Annotated in this window: 14 protein-coding genes; 8 read left to right on the top strand and 6 right to left on the bottom strand. The window is 64.6% G+C overall.

Annotation, left to right across the window (positions count from 1 at the left end; translation table 11 throughout):
• Positions 1-118: 118 nt before the first annotated feature.
• A complete protein-coding gene (locus tag NKH83_RS27495; RefSeq protein WP_352703523.1) occupies positions 119-1597 on the bottom strand; it encodes an esterase-like activity of phytase family protein in 1479 nt (492 codons plus the stop codon).
• A 309-nt stretch (positions 1598-1906) separates the two neighbouring features.
• Positions 1907-2932, bottom strand: a complete 1026-nt coding sequence (locus NKH83_RS27500; RefSeq protein ID WP_352475350.1) for a LacI family DNA-binding transcriptional regulator — start codon at positions 2930-2932, stop codon at positions 1907-1909.
• Between the two features lie 194 nt (positions 2933-3126).
• Between NKH83_RS27500 and NKH83_RS27505 the strand changes: the two genes are divergently transcribed.
• From NKH83_RS27505 to NKH83_RS27525, 5 genes are all read left to right on the top strand, one after another.
• Positions 3127-4161, top strand: coding sequence for a Gfo/Idh/MocA family protein (locus tag NKH83_RS27505; RefSeq protein WP_352475349.1), 1035 nt, complete (start codon positions 3127-3129; stop codon positions 4159-4161).
• Positions 4161-5066: a sugar phosphate isomerase/epimerase family protein gene (locus NKH83_RS27510; protein WP_502895633.1), complete on the top strand. Its 906-nt coding sequence runs from the start codon at positions 4161-4163 to the stop codon at positions 5064-5066. The genes NKH83_RS27505 and NKH83_RS27510 overlap by 1 nt, the downstream gene beginning before the upstream one ends.
• Positions 5067-5171: 105 nt before the next feature.
• Complete coding sequence (locus NKH83_RS27515; RefSeq protein WP_352475347.1) at positions 5172-6185, top strand: substrate-binding domain-containing protein; 1014 nt, start codon at positions 5172-5174, stop codon at positions 6183-6185.
• A gap of 86 nt (positions 6186-6271) precedes the next feature.
• Complete coding sequence (locus NKH83_RS27520; protein WP_352475346.1) at positions 6272-7069, top strand: ATP-binding cassette domain-containing protein; 798 nt, start codon at positions 6272-6274, stop codon at positions 7067-7069.
• On the top strand, positions 7066-8115 hold the full coding sequence (locus NKH83_RS27525; RefSeq protein ID WP_352475345.1) for an ABC transporter permease: 1050 nt from the start codon (positions 7066-7068) through the stop codon (positions 8113-8115). The genes NKH83_RS27520 and NKH83_RS27525 overlap by 4 nt, the downstream gene beginning before the upstream one ends.
• A 9-nt stretch (positions 8116-8124) precedes the next feature.
• Here NKH83_RS27525 and NKH83_RS27530 read toward each other — a convergent pair whose 3' ends face one another.
• Positions 8125-10827: an ATP-dependent helicase gene (locus tag NKH83_RS27530; RefSeq protein WP_352808204.1), complete on the bottom strand. Its 2703-nt coding sequence runs from the start codon at positions 10825-10827 to the stop codon at positions 8125-8127.
• 253 nt (positions 10828-11080) lie between these two features.
• Between NKH83_RS27530 and NKH83_RS27535 the strand changes: the two genes are divergently transcribed.
• On the top strand, positions 11081-13393 hold the full coding sequence (locus NKH83_RS27535; RefSeq protein ID WP_352475343.1) for a glucose/quinate/shikimate family membrane-bound PQQ-dependent dehydrogenase: 2313 nt from the start codon (positions 11081-11083) through the stop codon (positions 13391-13393).
• Positions 13394-13403: 10 nt separating this feature from the next.
• Here NKH83_RS27535 and NKH83_RS27540 read toward each other — a convergent pair whose 3' ends face one another.
• Positions 13404-13835, bottom strand: coding sequence for a hypothetical protein (locus NKH83_RS27540; RefSeq protein WP_254818955.1), 432 nt, complete (start codon positions 13833-13835; stop codon positions 13404-13406).
• 9 nt (positions 13836-13844) lie between these two features.
• Positions 13845-13994 carry a hypothetical protein gene (locus tag NKH83_RS27545; protein WP_352808205.1) on the bottom strand — a complete coding sequence of 50 codons (150 nt, stop codon included), beginning with the start codon at positions 13992-13994 and terminating at the stop codon, positions 13845-13847.
• 272 nt (positions 13995-14266) lie between these two features.
• Here NKH83_RS27545 and NKH83_RS27550 point away from each other — a divergent pair, with 272 nt between their 5' ends.
• Positions 14267-15166: a dienelactone hydrolase family protein gene (locus NKH83_RS27550; protein ID WP_352808206.1), complete on the top strand. Its 900-nt coding sequence runs from the start codon at positions 14267-14269 to the stop codon at positions 15164-15166.
• Here NKH83_RS27550 and NKH83_RS27555 read toward each other — a convergent pair whose 3' ends face one another.
• Positions 15167-16075 carry an EamA family transporter gene (locus NKH83_RS27555; RefSeq protein ID WP_352808207.1) on the bottom strand — a complete coding sequence of 303 codons (909 nt, stop codon included), beginning with the start codon at positions 16073-16075 and terminating at the stop codon, positions 15167-15169.
• A gap of 90 nt (positions 16076-16165) precedes the next feature.
• Between NKH83_RS27555 and NKH83_RS27560 the strand changes: the two genes are divergently transcribed.
• Positions 16166-16645, top strand: coding sequence for an Lrp/AsnC family transcriptional regulator (locus tag NKH83_RS27560; protein ID WP_352808230.1), 480 nt, complete (start codon positions 16166-16168; stop codon positions 16643-16645).
• Positions 16646-16675: the final 30 nt, after the last annotated feature.

Consider the following 16675-nt stretch of genomic DNA (forward strand, 5'->3'; position numbering starts at 1 on the left):
GTTATCAAGGCAACTGAAGGCGGCGACCATGTCGATGATGCCTTCGCGGGCAATTTGCGTGCGGCCCGGGGGGGGGGGGGGGGGGGGGGGGGCCCCCCCCCCGTGCCTGGGGGTGTCGCTACTTCCCGGCGAGGCCTGGAAGCGTGACCTGATAGACTAGGAACATCGTGTCGACATCGGCGCCATCTTCGGCCTTGTAGGCCGCGCCGACCTGGAAGCCGTCCTGGGTGAGAAAGTCATTGTCGTTGGCGACGAACAGGAAATAGTCGTCGGGCCGTGTTGGATCGAGGACGCTCACCACCGACATCGCCTCCCACTTCTCCGAAAGGTTGTTGCGGTCATTGGGCGCGCCATTGTGCAGCCCGAAGCGGCCGAGCTCGGTCTTGTCGTTGATGTCGATGAACGGCGTCAGCTTGGCCGGCGTCACCGAGGGATCGAGCTCACCTTTGGGCGCAACCGGCTTGTCCTTGTCGAACTCGGTGCCGGCGATGTCGGTTGCCGCCGACACATCGACGACGCTGATCTCGCGATAGAGCGAGGTGTCGCCCTTCACCCCCTGGCCGTTGCCGCTGTCGCGCGCCAGCATCAGGAAGGTCTTGTCCGACAGAGCCACGATTTCGCTCTGCGCGGCAATCTTGGTCTTGCCCTTGGCATCGGTGAACACCGGCAGCGGCACGACATATTCATGCGCAAGCTTGAGTTGGGCCGGATCCGAGGCATCGTAGACCAGCGCGCGCGTGTTCTGGCGCGTCGAAGCGGAATCGCCGCCATCCTGTCTGGGGGCCGATTGCAGCACAGCGATCAGGAACTTCCCGTCCGGCGTCAGTGCCATGCCTTCGAGGCCCTGGTTGTTCTGACGGCCGGTTTCGGGATCCGTCGGATCTGGGTCTGCCGCGCCCGGTCCCGGATTGTTGGACGCGAAGTTCGGCGTTCCATGACGCATCGGGACAAGCGCCGCCGGCGACTGCGTTGCCGACATCAGACGCCCATCGGCGGAGAAGTGGTAGATGTTCGGACCATATTCGTCCGAGATGAACATGGTGCCGTCGGGCAGCCGCACGATCGCCTCGTTATCGAGCGCGAGCTTGCCGTTGGCTTCGGGCAGGATCGGCATGTCGTCGGTCGCGGCGCGCACGCCGTTGAGCGGATCGAGGCCGGTTGCGTCGGCGCCCTTGTCGTCGGTCAAAAGCATGGTGTCGGCAAGGGTTGCCTTGAGGCCGGACTGTTCCTGGCCGGCGGCTGGTGCCGCACCCGGTGCGATCGGGGCGAATTCGATGGCAATCGTGTTGATGCGCGGACGGTAATCGGTGGTGCCGACGACATTGTAGCCACGATCCGGCAGCAGCCACAGCGAGCCCTTATAGCCATCGGCGCCATGCGTCCAGCCGGCAGCGTCGATCGCCATGCCCGAGCCGGAGCCAAACGTCTCGCCGAACTTGTCCCTTTGGCTGGCCGGGATGCGACCGACACCGACCAGGCCCTTGTTGACGAAGCTGACGCCGCCGACGGTCGCTGCGTTTTCAGCCAAGGCCGGAGTCAAGGCGGTGAACATCGCCAGCGCGACCGCGAGGGACGCGTTTCGGTGCAGGTTTTTCATGGAAATCCTCTTTGTGACAAAACAGCCGAAGCGGGCGTCGCATCGACATGCCGCCAGCGCTTTCCGAAAAAGGTCTAGGACGCGAACATGATACTTGCGTGACAGAGGGCGCTTGTTCCTTCATCCCCTTGTGGGAGAAGGTGGATCGGCGCGCAGCGCCGAGACGGAAGAGGGGTGCTGGACGGAGTGCCTCGGTGCCGAGCTGGAGCACCCTCATCCGACCGAGCTGAGCCTGTCCTCTGGCTTGCCGAAGGCAAGACCCGTGGGCTCGGCCACCTTCTCCCCAAGGGGAGAAGGGAAGTGCCACGGTCAGTCGCTGTCGCGCGCGATCAGCTGCAGCGGCCAGACTTCACGGATGATGCGTGCGCCTTCGGCGCCGGCGTAAGCCGGGATCGATGCCAGCAGCATTTCGGCCAGCCGCTCGCCCATCGGCTCCAGCGCCGGGCGGAAGCCGGTCAGCGCCGGCGAAAAATAGCGGCAGAGCGGGGTGTCGACGATGACGATCACCGCGATGTCGTGGCCGGGCTTGATGCCCGCCTCGGCCAAAGCCTTGCAGCCGCCAAGCGCCATCGCGTCATTGTTGAAGATGATGGCGGTCGGCGGGTCCTTGGAGCGCATGACCTTCGGCGTCACCGCGTAGCCGCCTGCCTCGTTGATGAAGCCGTCGGCGATCAACTCGGGGTCGAATTCGATGCCGTGCCGCCGCAACGCCTTGCGATAGCCGGCGAGGAACAGATAGCCGAAATTGAGATCGAGCGACGGGCGGATGGCCGCGATGCGGCGGTGACCGCGCGCGACAAGACGATCGACCGCGTCAGCACCGGCTTTTTCGAAGTCGAGGTCGAGCGAGGGGTAGGCATCGCCGCCGGAGCGGCTGCGGCCGAGCGTCGCGAACGGGAAACCGGCCTGGGTCAGATAGTCGATGCGCTCGTCCTCGCGCCGCGTCCAGGCCAGCACCACCGCATCGGCCCGCCGGGTCTCGACGACACGGCGCAGGCGCTCCTGCTGATAGTCGCCCGGCGCGCCCATCACCACGATCAGGTCGAGTCCGCTTTCGGCGAGCTTGGCCTGCAACCCGGTCAGGAACGGAATGAAGAACGGCTCGCCATATTCCTGATCGCCCGGATGCGGCTGCAGCATGAAGGCGATCGAATGGGTGGCGCCGCGCCGCAAACTGCGGCCGGACTGGTTCGGCGAATAATTCAGCTTCTTGGCCGCATCGAGCACGCGCTGGCGTGTGTCGGCGTTGACGTCGGCGCGGCCGTTGAGCGCGCGCGACACCGTGCCGATCGAAATGTTCAGGTGACGCGCAAGGTCGTGAATGCTGGACGCCAAAGGACAGTTCTCCCCCTTGCTTGGCTAGCACCGGCTGCTGTTCAGGCCAAGCCGGCATCACGTTTTTCGCTATCGGCCGATTGACATTCTACGCCATCGGGTGTGTTCTCGTAAACGTTTACGGAAAACATTCACGGCCCTGCCGTGAACGCCGTGACGATCGGTCTGGAGGGGCCGAGAGGGAGGAGCACTGGATGATCAATGTCGTCCTGGTCGGCTGCGGCGCCATGAGCAAGGCATGGCTCGATGCAGCCAGGCAGATCGACGGGCTCGCCATTGTCGGCCTGGTCGATATCGATGTCGAACGGGCGCGGGCGAGGGCGCGCGAATACGAGCTTTCGAGCGCCATCATTGGAACCGACCTCGACGCCGTGCTCGACCAGACCAGGCCCGACGCGGTATTCGACGTGGTGGTTCCCGCCGCTCGCCGCGAGGTCGCGCTTTCCGCCTTTGCCCATAATTGCCACCTGCTGACCGAAAAGCCACTCGCCGACAGCCCGGACAATGCGCGTGCCATCGTCGAGGCCGCCCGCAGCGCCGGGCGTATCCATGCCGTCGTCCAGAACCGCCGCTATGTCGCCAATGTCAGGCGCATCCGGCGCTTTCTCGATTCCGGCGCCATTGGTGCGCCAACCAGCATCCATGCCGAGTTCTTCGTCGCGCCGCATTTCGGCGGCTTTCGCGAGGAGATGCGTCATGTGCTGCTGCTCGACATGGCGATCCACACATTCGATGCCGCCCGCTACATGGCGGCCGGCGAGCCGACCGGTGTCTATTGCCAGGAGTGGGAGCCGGCCAATTCCTGGTATCGGCAAGGGTCGTCGGCGACCGCAAGCTTCGACCTCGGCGGCGGCAAGCTGTTCACCTATGCCGGCAGCTGGTGCGCGGCCGGCTTCCGCACCAGCTGGGACAGTACATGGCGGATCGTCGCAGAGCGCGGCAGCATTGTGTGGGACGGCGAGGACGGGCTGAAGGCGGAAATCGTGCAGCCGGTCCGTGAAGGCCTGTTCGACCGCACCGAACCGATAGCCGTGCCGCCGCTCGACCCGGCCGATCGCGTCGGCGGCCATCTCGGCATCATCCAGGATTTCGTCCGCGCCGTCGAGACCGGCACCGAGCCGGAGACGCGCGGCGCCGACAACATCAAGAGCCTGGCCATGGTTTTCGCTGCGATCGAGAGCGCCGAGACCGGGCGCCGGGTCGCCATCGCTGCACAGGAAGGATCATGATGCCAAACCCGCTGCTCGACATCAGGATTGGCACAATGGTGCGGGCCAATCTCGACGACCCGGCCGCCTATGTCAGGCAGATCCTGCCGCTCGGCTTCGAGAGCATCCAGCCGTTCTTCTGGCAGACGCTGGGCGGCAAGGACATTCCGCGGCTGGCGGGCGAGATCCGCGAGGCGATCGGCGACGCCGATGTCGTCGTCTCGTCGATCGGCGTGTTCGGCAATCCGCTGGAGAGCGGCGAGATCGATCGCGGCGTGCTCCAGGCGTGGGAAACGATCATCGACAACGCGCATCTGTTCGGCGCCAATATGGTCAGCGGCTTTACCGGCCGCATTCGCGGCAAGCCGCTGCCCGACAGCCTGCCGCGTTTCCGCGAGGTCTGGGGACCCTTGGCCAGGCGTGCCGCCGACAAGGGCGTGCGCATCGCGTTCGAGAACTGCGCCATGGACGGCAACTGGACCAGCGGCGACTGGAACATCGCCCACAATCCGGACGCCTGGGAGTTGATGTTCAACGAGTTGCCGGACGACAATCTCGGCCTGGAGTGGGAGCCCTGCCATCAGGTGGTCTATCTGATCGATCCGATCCCGCAGATCCGCAAATGGGCGCCGCGCATCTTCCACGTCCATGGCAAGGACGCGACCGTGCGCTGGGACGTGATCCGCGAACATGGCGTGTTCGGCCGCCTGCCGTTCGTTCAGATGCGCACGCCGGGTTTCGGCGACAGCGACTGGACAAGGGTGATCAGCGAGCTGCGGCTGGCCGGCTACAAAGGCGCCATCGACATCGAGGGCTGGCACGACCCGGTCTATCGCGGCGATCTCGAGATCACCGGCCAGGCGCGTGCGCTGGATTATCTCCAACAATGCCGGGGAGGCGCGAGCTACCTGCCGAACCCGGTGTGAGAACTCGGCCGGCGGGAGGTGCCGGCCAGGGAAAGATTGCGGCGCCTTGCCGAAGCGATCGTCAAAACCCCTCGGCTAGCGAGGGAACAAAGGGAGGATAAGTGCATGAGCATTACGATGAGAAGGACAGTTCTGCGCTCGACCGTCGCGGCGGCCGCGATGGCACTCGCCGCCGCACTCTCGACCTTGCCGGCGCAGGCGCTCGATGCCCAGTGGTGCAAGGATGTCCATATCCGTTTCTTCGTCGGCGGGGCAGAGGGAGATGCCTTCGGCACGATCGTCTATAATGGTGCCAAGCAGGCGGCAGCCGATCTTGGGCCGAAGGTCGACTACATCTTTTCCCAGTGGGATGTCGAGAAGATGGTGCAGCAATTGCGCGAGGCTGTCGCGGTCAAGCCCCAAGGCATCGCCATGATGGGCCACCCCGGCGACGCCGCGATCATGCCGCTGGCCGAACAGGCACACAAGGACGGTATCAAGATGATGTACCAGAACGTGCCGGTGCCGACGGTCACGGCGGCGTTCGGCGGCGGCTATGTCGGCGCCCAGCAGGAGCAGCAGGGCCGCGCGCTCGGCGCCGAGGCGGTCAAGCTGGCCGGGCTCAAGGCCGGCGACAAGGCGATCATGATCGGCCCGTTCGAGAACGAGAGCCGCGGCGCGCGCGAACGCGGCACAGTCGCCGCGCTCAAAGAGGCGGGCGTCGAGGTCATACAGCTCTCCTCGCCGCCAAGCGGCGAATGGGCTTCCGACCCCAATCTGGCAATTCCGGTGATCACCGCGGCACTGCTCAACAATCCAGACGTCAAGGCGGTCGGCTATCCCGGCGGGCAGATGCTGGGCAACGTACCGACTTACATGCAGGCGGCGGGCAGGAAGCCTGGCGATATCTTCAACTTCGGCTTCGACACCAGCCCGCAGATCGTCGAGGGCTTCAAGGGCGGCTGGGTGCAACTGACAGCCGACCAGCAGCCGTTCCTGCAGGGATATCTGCCGATCCTCAGCCTCTGCCAGCAGGTGGTGCTCGGCCTTGCGCCGATGAATGTCGACACCGGCGCCGGCTTCGTCACGCCACAGAATTACGAGATCGTCGCCGAGCTCGCCAAGCAGGCGCTGCGCTGACCTCCCAAGCCGTCGGCCGGGATCGAGCCCGGCCGGCGGGACCGCCGGCGAAAAGACCGGCACGCGAAAATCAAGCGAGGATCGCCATGGCCGAACGCATCATAGAACTGCGCGACATCAGCAAGTCCTATGGCCAGGTCTATGCGCTGGGCGGGGTTAATCTCAGCGTCGATCGCGGCGAGGTGGTCGGCCTGATCGGCGACAATGGCGCCGGCAAGTCGACGCTGATCAAGATCCTGTCCGGCGTGGTCAAACCGACCAGCGGCGAGATTCTCGTCCGCGGCAAGCCGGTGACCGGATGGAGTCCTGCGCGCTCGCGCGACGCCGGCATCGAGACCGTGTTCCAGGACCGAGCCCTCGCCGTGCAGCAGACCATCGTGCGCAATATCTTCATGGGCCGCGAACTCACCGGCTGGCTTGGCTGGCTGAAGGTCAACAAGGAGATCGCGGAGGCGAGCCGGCTGATGCGCGAGATCGGCTTCACTTCGAAAGTGTTCACGCCACAGTCGATCGTCGGCCAGCTCTCGGGCGGCGAACGCCAGGGCGTGGCGATCGCGCGGGCCATCTATAAGAAGGCGGAGCTGATAGTCCTCGACGAACCGACGACGGCGCTATCGCTGACCGAGACCGCCAAGGTCTTCCACTTCGTGCGCCAGGTGCGGGCGAGCGGGCGGTCGATCCTGTTCATCGGCCACAATATTCACCACGTCTTCGACATCGCCGACCGGTTCGTGGTGCTCGACCGCGGCAAGGTCGCGCTCACCGCCGACCGCAGCGAGGTCAAGTCGGCCGAAGACCTGATCAACTTCATGGAAGACGTCGCCCACCCCAGCGGATTGCCGGGGTTGCACGACGTGGCCGATGCGGGGAGGGCGGCACGATGAGCAAGACCATGGAACCCGATCTGCAGAGCCCCCTCGGCGGCACGCATGGCGAAGCCGCCGGGAAAGAGTGGCGACACCCGTCCGACAATTGGTTGCGCGGGTTCATCCTCGACAACCGCGCCGCACTCGGCACGTTGGCCGTGTTCATCGTTATGATGGCGGTGTTCATGATCGCCAATCCGACGGTCTTCACCACCTGGTATCTTTACAGTTCCGTGCTGACCACGCTGCCGGTGGCGTTGTTCGTAGTTGTGCCGCTGGTCTTCGTCGTCACCTGTGGCGAGATCGACCTGTCGTTTCCGGCGACAATGGGCTTTGCCTCATGGGTGTTCGCGCTGGTCGTGCAGGCCGGCTACGACCCGTTCCTCGGCATCGCCGCCGCAATGGTCACCGGCATGCTGCTCGGCTTCCTGGTCGGCTCCCTGGTCGTCTATGGCGGGTTGTCGTCGCTGATCGCCACGCTCGGCATGAATTTCCTGCTGCGCGGCCTGATCCAGATCATCAACGAGGGCAGGTCGACGGCACTGACCGGCCTTGCCGACAGCTGGGCCTACAAGATCTTCTCCAGCCAGCTTTACGGCATTCCGGTGCAGATCTTCTGGGCCATCGGCTTCGTCGTGCTGTCGGCGCTGCTCTACAACCGCCATCGCTTCGGCGCGCAGGTCAAGGTGGTCGGCGACAATCCCGATAGCGCCCAGCAGATGGGCATCGACGTCAAGCGCGTGCGGGTAAAAGTGTTCGTCTTCGTCGGCATCGGGGCTGCGATCGCCGGCACGTTTTCGGTGATGATCAACTTCACCTGGTGGCCGACGGCGGGGGACGGATACCTGCTGCCGGTGCTGGCATCGGTGTTCGTCGGCGGCACGCCGACCTGGGGTGGCATCGGCACGGTCGTCGGCGGTGCGATTGGCGCGGTCACGGTCTCTTTCATCCAGACCGGCGTCGTCGCGGCTGGACTGAGCGGCTTCTACGTCCAGTTCTTCAACGGCCTGATCATCATCCTGTCGCTGCTCGGCCATAAGTGGAACCAGGCGCGGTATCGGTGAGGGGCGGCCTCACACCCCCGTGACAAACCCGTCCAGCACGCGTTTCTGGCCGGCTTTGTCGAAGTCGATGGTCAGCTTGTTGCCTTCGATGGCCGAGATGTTGCCGTTGCCGAATTTCTGGTGGAAGACGCGGTCGCCGACGCTGAAGGGGGACGGCGTGTCGGCGACGGATTTGGCGACCAGCTCGCCGTCGATGGTGCGGCCCTTGATCGAGGTGCGGCCGGCGCCGTAGCCGGAGTCGGTTTCGCCATAGCCGATGCGCTCGACCTGGTGGCCGGAGCGCGTGCCCCAATTGCGGTCGGTGGCTTCGGTGCGGTTGGCCTGAGCACGCTGCCAGCCCGGCGTCGCATAGGTGCTGGAGAAAGCGCCGGATTTCTCGGCGCCGTTATTGCCGCCGATGTTGTCGAAGCGCGATGCTCCATAGGGGTTCTGCCTGCCCGCCCCTTGGCCGCCACGACCGGAGGCGAACGAGCCGCCACCATAGGCATTGCCGTAGCCGCCATAGGAGTTGCCGCCCTCGGAAACTTCGACATGGGCTTCCGGCAGTTCGTCGAGGAAGCGCGACGGGATGGTCGACTGCCAGAGGCCGTGGATGCGGCGATTGGAGACGAACCAGATGTGCAGGTTCTTCTTGGCGCGGGTCAGGCCGACATAGGCGAGGCGGCGTTCCTCCTCCAGGCCGGAGCGGCCACCCTCGTCGAGGGAACGCTGATGCGGGAACAGGCCTTCCTCCCAGCCGGGCAGGAACACGGTTTCGAATTCGAGGCCCTTGGCCGAATGCAGCGTCATGATGTTGACGGCATCGAGCTCGGCGTTCTGCTCGGCGTCCATCACCAAGGCGACATGTTCGAGGAAAGAGCGCAGTGATTCATACTCCTCCATGGAGCGGATCAGTTCTTTTAAGTTCTCGAGCCGACCGGGCGCTTCAACCGAGCGGTCGTTCTTCCACATGTCGGTGTAGCCGCTCTCCTCCAGTATGGTCTCGGCGAGCTCGGTGTGCGGCGTGGTTTCCAGCGCCTTCTGCCAGCGTTCGAAATTGGCCGATACTTCGCGCAGTGCCGCGCGAGGCTTCGGCTTCAGCTCGTCGCTCTCGGCGAGTTTTGCCGCTGCCTCCAGCATCGGGATGCGCAGCGCGCGTGCGGTATCATGGATCTGGCGGATGGTGGCTTCGCCGAGCCCGCGCTTCGGCACGTTGACGATGCGCTCGAAGGCGAGGTCGTCGGCGCCCTGGGCGACGACGCGGAAGAAGGCCAGCGCGTCGCGGATTTCCAGCCGCTCATAAAAGCGCGGGCCGCCGATGACGCGATAATTGAGGCCGAGCGTGACGAAGCGGTCCTCGAACTCGCGCATCTGGAAGGAGGCGCGAACCAAGATCGCCATATCGTTCAAATTGTGCTTCTGGCGCTGGTAGGCCTCGATCGTCTCGCCGACGGCGCGGGCCTCCTCCTCGGAATCCCACGCGGCGTGGACATGCACCTTCTCGTCGTCCTCGGCGATCTTTTCGGTGAACAGCGTCTTGCCGAAACGGCCCTCATTGTGGGCGATGAGGTGGGAGGCGGTGCCGAGGATGTGCGCGGTCGAGCGGTAGTTGCGCTCCAGCCTGATGATGGTGGCGCCAGGAAAATCCTTGTCGAAGCGCAGGATATTGTCGACCTCGGCGCCGCGCCAGCCATAGATCGACTGGTCGTCGTCGCCGACGCAGCAGATATTAACGGTGGCCGGGCGCGAGTTTCCCTCCCCCTTGAAGGGAGGGTGGCCGGGCAAAGCCCGGTCGGATGGGGTCCGAGCGGCAGTGCTCGACCCCGTGGCGGTGCCTTCTGCGGCAACCCCCTCCGCCCGCTTCGCGGGCACCTCCCCCTCAAGGGGGGAGGATTGTGGCCGCTGCGCCAGGAGGCGCAGCCACATGTATTGCGCGGTGTTGGTGTCCTGGTATTCGTCGACGAGGATATACTTGAAGCGCTTGTGGTATTCCTTCAGCACGTCCGGATTGGCGCGGAAGATGCGGATCGGGTGGCATAGGAGATCGCCGAAGTCGCAAGCGTTCAGCGTTTGCAGCCGTTCCTGATAGGCCTTGTAGAGCTCGCGGCCCTTGCCGTTGGCGAAGGCACGGGCATCGCCCTCGGGGATGTCGGCGGGACCGAGGCCCTTGTTCTTCCAGCCGTCGATCATCTGAGCGAACTGCTTGGCCGGCCAGCGCTTGTCGTCCAGCCCTTCGGCCTGGATGAGCTGCTTGATCAGGCGCACCACGTCGTCGGTGTCGAGAATGGTGAAGTCGGATTTGAGCCCGGCCAGCTCGGCGTGTCGGCGCAGCAGTTTGACGCCGATCGAGTGGAAGGTGCCGAGCCACGGCATGCCCTCGACATTGCCTTCGCCGATCAACAGGCCGATGCGCTGCTTCATCTCGCGCGCCGCCTTGTTGGTGAAGGTGACGGCGAGGATCTGCGAAGGGAAGGCTTTGCCGGTGGCAAGGATGTGGGCGATGCGGGTGGTGAGCACCCGCGTCTTGCCGGTGCCGGCGCCGGCCAGCACCAGCACCGGGCCTTCGGTGGTTTCCACCGCCAGCCGCTGCTCGGGGTTGAGGCCGTTGAGATAATCGGGCGCGTTGTTCTGGTTGCTGCGGGCAGCCATGGCGCGCGCGGCAATGCCCGACGGGGCCACAGGCCGCGCGTTCGGTTCGTCAAACAAGGGCATGTCTTCCGAAAAGCCGGACATCTCTCACCGAATGTAGTGATTCGGCAGCGAAAGGCCAGAAGCGTCTCCGTTTTGTTCTCTGTCCGGTCGGTAGGCTCACAATCTGAATGGGTCTGCTAACCAAAACGCCGGGCTTGCCGAGGGCCGGCGCCGTAAAACGCCGAGCTTGCTTGACAGGGGAGGCGGGCCGGAGAAAGTTGTGCTCGGGGCAGGAGCGCAATGCCGGGTTGCCCATGGACGCGTCGCGGAGCGCACCAGTCGAAGGAGCACCGTCTTGGCTGTGGTCATCACCTCCCTGATCCTTTTCCTCATCGGCCTGGCGCTTGGCGGCGGCGGTATCTGGCTCGTGACGCTGGGCGGCAGCTGGTATTACGTCATCGCCGGTCTAGCTTTCCTTGTCGCGGCCTGGCTGCTCTACAGGCGCAGATCCACCGCGCTGTGGCTCTACGCGGCGATCGTGCTCGGCACGCTCGCCTGGGCGGTCTGGGAGATCGGCTTCGACTGGTGGGAGCTCGGCCCGCGCGGCGGCATCATCGTGCTTGTCGCGCTATGGCTGCTGACGCCATGGGCGCGGCGCGGGCTTACCGGTCCCGACGGACGCGCACCGCTTATCCTCGCCGTGCTGGCATCGCTTGCCGTCGCCGGTTATTCGATGACGGTCGATCCAAAGGATATTACGGGTGAACTCAACACTGACAAGGTGACGCCGACGGCCGATCTCGGCGGCAATGTGCCGCCCGGCGAATGGCACTATTACGGCCGTACACCCTATGGCCAGCGCTATTCGCCGCTCGACCAGATCACCCCGGAAAACGTCGCCAATCTGCAGCCGGCCTGGACCTATCAAACCGGCGACGTGAAAGGGCCCGACGACATCGGCGAGACGACTTATCAGGTGACGCCGCTGAAGATTGCCGACACGCTCTACATCTGCACACCGCATAACTTCGCCATCGCCATCGATGCCGCGAGCGGCAAGGAGAAATGGCGCTTCGATCCCCAGGTCAAGCTAAACAAGGACCGCCAGCACCAGACCTGCCGCGGCGTGTCCTATTATGCCGACGCCAAGATCGCCGCCGGCCAGCCCTGCGCCACACGCATCTACCTGCCGACGTCCGACGCTCGGCTGATCGCCCTCGATGCGGTGAATGGCCAGGTCTGCCCCACATTTGCCGAGGGTGGCACGCTGAACCTGCTCGCCAACATGCCCTATCCGAAGCCGGGCTATTATTATTCGACCTCGGCGCCGCTGATCGTCGCCAACAAGATCATCGTCGGTGGCGCGGTCAACGACAATTATTCGACGCAGGAGCCGTCCGGTGTCATCCGTGCCTACGATGCCGACACAGGCGCGCTGTTGTGGAACTGGGATTCCGGCAATCCGGACCAGACGACGCCGCTGCCGCCGGGCCAGACCTACACCAACAACTCGCCCAACATGTGGTCGACGGCAAGCGCCGACGAAAAGCTCGGCCTGCTTTATGTGCCGCTCGGCAACAAGACGCCGGACCAGCTCGGCGCCGGGCGCAGCGCCAATGACGAGAAATTCTCCTCGTCGATCACCGCGCTCGATCTCAACAGCGGACAGTTGCGCTGGGTACGGCAGACCGTGCATCACGACCTCTGGGACATGGACGTGCCGGCGCAGCCGACGCTGGTCGACATCACCACGGAAAATGGCGTGGTGCCGGCGCTGGTCGGGCCGACCAAGCAGGGCGACCTCTATGTGCTCGACCGGCGCAGCGGCGAGCCGATCGTTCCGGTCAAGGAAGTGCCAGCACCCGGCGGCGCGATCGAGGGCGACCATACCTCGCCGACGCAGCCGTTCTCGGACCTGAGCTTCAGTCCGAAACCGCTGACCGGCGCCGACATGTGGGGCATTACCATGTTCGACCAGCTGGCCTGCCGGATCGAGCTTCGCAAGTTGCGCTATGAGGGCCGCTATACGCCGCCGTCGCTGCAGGGCTCGCTGATCTACCCCGGAAATTTCGGCACCTTCAACTGGGGCGGCGTGGCAGTCGATCCGGTCCGGCAGGTGATGTTCGGCATGCCGACATACCTGGCGTTCATCTCCAAGCTGGTGCCGCGCGCCGACGTGCCGCCGCCCGGTGACACCAAGGGCAGCGAACAAGGCCTGAACCGCAATGAGGGTGCGCCTTACGCAGTGATATTGAAGCCGTTCCTGTCGCCGCTCGGCATTCCCTGCCAGGCGCCGCCCTGGGGCTATGTCGCCGGTGCCGACCTTCGGACCGGCAAGATCGTCTACAAGCATCGCAACGGCACCGTCTACGACATGACGCCGTTGCCGCTGCCGTTCAAGGTCGGCGTTCCCGGCATTGGCGGGCCGATGATCACTGCCGGCGGCGTCGCCTTCCTCGGTGCGGCGGTCGACGACTATGTGCGCGCCTATGACCTGACGACCGGCAAGCAGCTCTGGCAGGCGCGGCTGCCTGCCGGCGGGCAGTCGACACCCATGACCTACACGGTAGCCGACGGACGCCAGTTCGTCGTTATCGTTGCCGGCGGCCACGGCTCGGTCGGCACCAAGCCGGGCGATTATGTGATGGCCTACACGCTGCCGAAATAGAGAAGTTCCTTCAGAGCCCGAGATGCCCTTTCAGGTCGGGTACCGATGCAAGGACCTCATTGGTCAGCTGCGGGCCGGCTGCTGCCTCGGCCTGCTGGACCAGCATCGTGCCGGCCTGACTGATCTGTGCTAGCGTAAGGCCCGATGCCTTGAGTATGGCGACGCCGTTGATCAGCGCGCCGGTCTTTTCGCCGAGAGCGCCGCCGAGCGCGCCCTCCAGCGAGGACAGGAGGCCACCACCGGAAGCCGCGCCGGGAGCCATGACATCATATTGCTTGGCCAGGGCGTCTGCTCCCGGGATTTTGGCAAAGAAGCTGGACAGAGTCGTGCCTTCCGCCTCGTGTTCAAGCACCGAGAAAATCGTGCCGGCGATCTTTTCCGTCAAAGCCTGGTTGAGACCGGATTTCTGGGAGACGGTGTTGATGATGTCCTGAACGTCCATGATCTTTCCTCAGGCTTTGGTGTTTGCGGGCGGGTGCCGGTTGACGCGGATCTTGATCAACGATCGTTTGAAGGCGAGGAAGGCAGTGAACCGCAGCGCCAGCAAAGCCATGGCGGCGAGGGCGAACCCACTTGCCAAAACCGGGGAGGGAAAGGTCATGGGCGTATTCCTTCGTCGTTAATCAGGCATTCTTTTCCCGCCAAATGGCCATTCTCGTTCGCCAAATGGCCCGAATGAGGCATAGCCCGGTAACTTCTTTTTACATCGTGGTGCGTGCATTTAGCATTGCCACAAAGGACCAAAATTTAACGACAGTGCGGCGCCGGGCATCACGGTCGTCGTGCAGGGACTTTTGGCAGCCTCACTCAGCCGTGACTGGACCAGGCAAGCTTCGGCTCTATGTTGCCGCGGGGGCCCACGAGGAGCGCGCCATGACAACACCTGCCGGACCCACTGCCGCCAAGCCTGTCATTACCCAGGCGATGATCGATGCCTATGACGAATACACGCATCTGACGCTCGACCGGCGCCGCTTCATGGAGCAATTGACCAGGCTTGCCGGATCGGGTGCGGCAGCTGCCGCGATCGCGCCGCTGCTGGCGGCGAACTCGGCCCAGGCGGCAATCGTGGCGGAATACGATCCGCGTGTGAAAGGCGAAGACATCAGCTATCCCGGCAGCGGCGACGAGATGAAGGGCTATCTGGTCAGGCCGGCGGACCAGACCGGCAAGCTTGGTACCGTCATCGTCGTGCATGAGAACAGGGGTCTCAACCCGCATATTCGCGACGTGGCGCGGCGCGTTGCGCTGGAAGGGTTCGTGGCGCTTGCGCCGGACTTCATGACACCGCTCGGCGGCACGCCGGACGACGAAAACAGGGCACGTGACCTGTTTTCCCAGCTCGATCCAGCACAGGTCGCCGCCAATGCCGTGGCAACGGTCGCCTACCTCAAAGGCTACAAGGACGGCAACGGCAAGGTCGGCGCCGTCGGCTTCTGCTGGGGCGGCGGCACGGTGAACATGCTGGCCGTCAACGCGCCGGACCTCGCAGCCGCCGTCGCCTATTACGGCATGCAGCCAAAGGCCGAGGACGTACCGAAGATCAAGGCCGCGCTCATGCTGCATTATGCCGGCCTCGACACCCGCACCAATGCCGGCATCGATGCCTTCAAGAAGGCACTCGACGCGGCTCATGTCGAATACTCGGTCTATGTCTATGAAGGCGCCAACCATGCCTTCAACAACGATACGTCGGCGGCCCGCTACGACAAGAAGGCGGCTGACCTCGCCTGGGGCCGGACGATCGCTTTCCTCAAGGAGAAGCTGACCTGATCAGGTGGGCGCCGGCGCCGGTTTGTGAAGGGCGACGCCGGCCACCACCAGCGCGATGCCAACGCAGTCGGTGAGGCTCGGCACCTGCCGCAGCACGATGACGCCGATCAACGTCGCGGTGACCGGCAGCAAAGACAGCATCAGCGCGAAGCTGGAGCGCGGCAGCCGCGACATGGCAAGCTGGTCGCATATATAGGGAATGACCGACGAGCAGATACCGACGCCGACCGCCGCAAGCAGCAGCGGCGGCGCCGAGAAAGCCGGCAGGGCATCGGCGAAACCGATCGGCAGAACGACGAGAAGGGCGACCGCCATGGCGGCACCCAGCCCGACGATGCCATCGCCGGCGCCGCCGCGCGCGACGCGGTGGCCGAGCACGATGTAGCCAACGAACAGCGTGCCGTTGAGGAAGGCCCAGAACAGGCCGACGGGATCGCTCGACCATTTGACGTCGATCAGCAACAGGGTGCCGGCGACAGCGGTTGCGAGGGCGGCGAGATTGCGCGGGCTTCTGAGGCCGACAAGCGCGACGCCGATAGTGCCGACGAATTCGATCGCCGCCACCAGCGAGATCGGCAGCCGGTCGAGCGCCAGGTAAAACGAGCAATTCATCACCCCAAGGCAGACGCCGAAGGCCAGAAGCAACAACCGCGTCGAGCGATCGGCGCGGGCGAAGACCGCCCACGGCCGGGTCAACGGGGCAAAGACGAGTGCCGCGGTGGCGATGCGCAGCCAAGCCATGCCGAGCACGCCGACATGCGGGAACAGCAGCACCGCGAAGGCCGGTCCGAGATAGTGGAACACGGCGCTGACGCCGAACCAGAGATGCGGCGGGACCGCGTTTGCCAAGGTAAAGGCGGGGCCGGCGAGTGCCGGACTTGCTGCCGGGGCTTGCGTCCGATCTTGCATGGGGTCAGTATCGCAGGCGATTTTTGCCATTGATATGGATGATGGTCGGTCATTGCGGCTATTTGCTTTCCGAAATCAAGGAGTATTCCGCTGAAACGCCTTCGAAATGAAAATACCGATCTGGGCCCGGCGGATCTGAAAATCCTGCGCCTGCTGGAAAAGGACGCGCGCACCAGCACCGCCGAACTGGCGCGATCGGTCGGCCTGTCGGCGCCGAGCGTGGCCGAGCGCATCAAGCGGCTGCAGGAAAGCGGTGTGATCGAGGCCTATACGGTGCGCATCAATCCGGCCGCGCTGGGCATGAAGCTGTCGGCATGGCTGCGCATCAGGCCGGTGCCGGGGCAACTCGCCGTCGTGGCCGAAATCATCCGCGACCTGCCGGAAATCGCCCAATGCGACCGGGTCACTGGTGAGGACTGCTTCATCGCGCTGGTGCATGTCGCCTCGGTGGCCGAGCTCGAGCGAGTGATCGACCGGATCATTCCCCATGCGATGACCAACACGGCGATCATCCAGTCGTCGCCGGTGGTGCCGCGCTCGCCGCTGGGGGCGGTGAAGCGCCAGCTTTGATGCTTGGGGTCGTTCGTCAGCACGTCGTCC

This window comes from Mesorhizobium sp. M0909 (genome assembly GCF_040319515.1).
Lineage (GTDB): Bacteria > Pseudomonadota > Alphaproteobacteria > Rhizobiales > Rhizobiaceae > Mesorhizobium.

Coding starts and splice junctions, on each gene's coding strand:
- NKH83_RS27495 (WP_352703523.1), bottom strand. CDS start 1,597: ATGAAAAACCTGCACCGAAACGCGTCCCTCGCGGTCGCGCTGGCGATG.
- NKH83_RS27505 (WP_352475349.1), top strand. CDS start 3,127: ATGATCAATGTCGTCCTGGTCGGCTGCGGCGCCATGAGCAAGGCATGG.
- NKH83_RS27510 (WP_502895633.1), top strand. CDS start 4,161: ATGCCAAACCCGCTGCTCGACATCAGGATTGGCACAATGGTGCGGGCC.
- NKH83_RS27515 (WP_352475347.1), top strand. CDS start 5,172: ATGAGCATTACGATGAGAAGGACAGTTCTGCGCTCGACCGTCGCGGCG.
- NKH83_RS27520 (WP_352475346.1), top strand. CDS start 6,272: ATGGCCGAACGCATCATAGAACTGCGCGACATCAGCAAGTCCTATGGC.
- NKH83_RS27525 (WP_352475345.1), top strand. CDS start 7,066: ATGAGCAAGACCATGGAACCCGATCTGCAGAGCCCCCTCGGCGGCACG.
- NKH83_RS27530 (WP_352808204.1), bottom strand. CDS start 10,827: ATGTCCGGCTTTTCGGAAGACATGCCCTTGTTTGACGAACCGAACGCG.
- NKH83_RS27540 (WP_254818955.1), bottom strand. CDS start 13,835: ATGGACGTTCAGGACATCATCAACACCGTCTCCCAGAAATCCGGTCTC.
- NKH83_RS27545 (WP_352808205.1), bottom strand. CDS start 13,994: ATGACCTTTCCCTCCCCGGTTTTGGCAAGTGGGTTCGCCCTCGCCGCC.
- NKH83_RS27550 (WP_352808206.1), top strand. CDS start 14,267: ATGACAACACCTGCCGGACCCACTGCCGCCAAGCCTGTCATTACCCAG.
- NKH83_RS27555 (WP_352808207.1), bottom strand. CDS start 16,075: ATGCAAGATCGGACGCAAGCCCCGGCAGCAAGTCCGGCACTCGCCGGC.